Below are 2,918 nucleotides of genomic sequence, written 5' to 3' on the forward strand. Positions count from 1 at the left end.
GCCCACACCAGCGCGTCGACGCGGTCGGGGCTGCGGCCCGCCGAAAGCCCGTCGGCACCGAAGGCCAGCATCTGCTGCTCGAGCGTTTCGTGCACGCCGACGTGCGCCACGCGGCCCTCGGCGTAAAGGGCGGCCACGGGCTCGGCGCGCAGCCATTTTCCGCGCGTCGCCCGCACGGTGCGCACCGCCACCGCCTCGTCGATCTGGCGCAGCACGGCGATGACGAGGTCGCCGCCCTGGTTCACCTCGGCGACGACGCGGTCGGCCATGAACTCGTGGTAGGCACGCACCGCGGCGCGTGCCCAGACCGTCGGCTCGCGCCCTTGCAGCGAGCGGTCGGCGGTAATGTAGGCGCGTCCGTCGGCGGCAAGTCCGGCGATGATGATCCCACACGCATCCGAATTGGCCGTCGCCGTCACCGGCGGATCGACGGCGACGACGATGCTCGTCAGCTCGGGGCACGCAGTGACGCGCGCCTGCTCGATCCAGTCGCGGCGCCAGAGGCTGCCGGACTGCTCGTCGACGATCTCGCCGAGTAACTCCTGGCGGCCCAGCGCCGTGCCGGCGTAGCGCCGCTCCATCTCCGCGATGAACGCCGGCGCAAGATGCGCGGCGTTGGCCGACGTGGCGGCGCGCGTGACGACGGTCGCCGGGTCGTCCATGATGCTCTTCAACAGCGGCAGCGGACGCGGCGTCGTGGTCACCGCGATGGCGGGCGACGCGCCGAGCCGCATCCCGAACTGCAGCATGTCCCAGGTCTCCTCGGGCCGGCGCCACTTGGCCAGCTCGTCGCACCAGGCGGCGTCGAACTGCGGCCCGCGCAGGCTGTCCGGATCCTCGGCCGAGAACATCTGCGCGATGGCCCCGCTCGGCCAGACGAGCTGCGCCTTCGAGATCTCCAGTTCGGGGCGCTCGTCGGCGCGATGGATCGCCATCAGGCCCGAGACGCCCTCGACCATCACGCGGCGCACGTCCGCCAGCGTCTCGCCGACGAGGGCGATGCGGCGCGCCGGCGTGGCGCCGAGCGGCGGGATGCCGAGCGCCTTGGCGCGGACCCATTCGGCACCGGCGCGCGTCTTGCCGGCGCCGCGGCCGCCGAGGATCAGCCAGACGCGCCAGTCGGCGCCCGCGGCCGTTGTCGCCGGAGGGAGCTGATCGTCGCGCGCCCATACCTGCCAATCCGACAGGATGAAGCGCAGGGTCTCAGGATCGAGGCTTGCGAGATCGTGGCTTAGGCGTCCCGCCGCTGCCGAGGCGCTCAAGGCGCTCCGCAATCTCGCGGCGCATGCGCTCCGCATCGGCGCCGGCTCCCGCGGTGCGGGCGGCGTCCCTATTCTCGTCGAGTCCAGCGACGGCCTCCGTGACCTTCTCGAAATTGCTGATCAGGGTGGCGAGGGCACGGCTCTCGCGCTCCTCGTCCTGGGCCGAACGGACCTCTCCGCTCGCCATGCGCTTCTCCATGTGCTCGAGCTTCAGACTGATGGCGCGGTAGAGGCGCCCGATGAGGGATGCTTGCGCGCCGCGCGTGGGCAAGGCGTCCCGACGACTTCGCTTCGACAGTGGCGTTACCGGTGCCGGCGACTTCCCTGCCTTGGCCGCGCCGCCCTTGGTCTTGCCGGCCCGTTCCTCGCGACCCGCCCAACCTTCCCGCTTGGCCCGGGCGCCGATGCGCATCGGCGTTACGCCGAAGCGCTTGGCGATCTCGGCCAGCGGCACCGACGCATCGGCATAGGCGCGGCGCACCGCGGCCCACGTGTCGTCGTCGACCTGCATGCCGTCATTGATCTCGAAGCTGAGCTGTCGGGGGGTGGGCTTTGTTGTCGAGCGCCGTAGCGACACTCTTCCAGCCATACTGAAATACTATCGATCGACCGTTACGCTGTCAATATAAAATCGAAGATCTTCTTGTGTATTTTTATATTTCTTATAATTTATCTTATCTGTTCTTTATTCTACTCAACAGACCACAGTATCCCGGCACGGCGCAGCGGGGATAACTTTTCCGCCTGCCCAGCCGGCCGCCCGCGGGCAACGCTCCGCGTCCGTCCACAAGGCGCTCGCCCGCCTTCCTGCGGGCGTATAAATAACCATAATGCCGTGGTGATTTGAGTCCGCGAGGCCGGCTGGCGCTGGCCCCGGCCGTATCCGTGTTTTCGATCGCACACATTCGGGGTTGGCACGTTGAGCGACTGGTTCTTCAAGCGCGGCCGGCGCGAGGGCATCGACTGGATGAGCCTCGACTCGCGGCTCGATTCCTCGCTCTCGGAACTCTGGTCGCGCTGCAAGGACCTGTGGGATGCCGGCTCGAGCTTCTTCGCGCGTTTCAAGCTCACGGGCTGGCGGCGCATCCTGAACGAGGCCGGATCGGAGACGCTTTCGCTCGCGACCGGCGGGCTGTTCGTGCTCTATGCGCTCGCCTTGCCCGCGTTCCTCGACTTCGACGAGGGGCGCTTCCTCACCGGCAAGTACAGCGTCAAGTTCCTCGACGCGGCCGGCAACGAGATCGGCCAGCGCGGCATCCTGCACAACGACGCTGTGCCGCTCGAGGAGATTCCCGACGCCGTCATCAAGGCGACGCTCGCCACCGAGGACCGCCGCTTCTTCGAGCACTTCGGCATCGACATCTGGGGCACGGCGCGCGCGCTTTTCGAGAACCTGCGCGCCAACAACGTCGTGCAGGGCGGCTCGTCGCTGTCGCAGCAGCTCGCCAAGAACCTGTTCCTCTCGAACGAGCGCACCATCGAACGCAAGGTGAAGGAAGCCTTCCTCGCACTGTGGCTGGAAACGCGCCTGACCAAGAACGAGATCCTCAAGCTCTACCTCGATCGCGCCTACATGGGCGGCGGCACCTTCGGCGTCGACGGCGCGGCGCATTTCTACTTCAACAAGTCGGCGCGCGACGTGAACCTCGCGGAAGC

The 2,918-nt window shown here is 68.0% G+C and carries 3 protein-coding genes; 1 reads left to right on the plus strand and 2 read right to left on the minus strand.

Translation table 11 applies throughout. From position 1 onward, the window contains the following. Together IT540_RS01515 and IT540_RS01520 are read right to left on the minus strand one after the other, a co-directional pair. Positions 1 to 1,298: terminase family protein (locus IT540_RS01515; protein ID WP_291172280.1), on the minus strand; the 1,298-nt coding region annotated here is incomplete at its 3' end. Further along, complete coding sequence (locus tag IT540_RS01520) at positions 1,204 to 1,851, minus strand: hypothetical protein (RefSeq protein WP_291172282.1); 648 nt, start codon at positions 1,849 to 1,851, stop codon at positions 1,204 to 1,206. The genes IT540_RS01515 and IT540_RS01520, both read right to left, overlap by 95 nt. Before the next feature lie 378 nt (positions 1,852 to 2,229). On the opposite strand from IT540_RS01520, the gene IT540_RS01525 reads away from it, so the two are divergent. After that, the coding region (locus IT540_RS01525; RefSeq protein WP_291172284.1) for a transglycosylase domain-containing protein at positions 2,230 to 2,918 on the plus strand (689 nt) is incomplete at its 3' end.

The organism is Hyphomicrobium sp. (assembly GCF_020852195.1).
Taxonomy (GTDB): domain Bacteria; phylum Pseudomonadota; class Alphaproteobacteria; order Rhizobiales; family Hyphomicrobiaceae; genus Hyphomicrobium_C.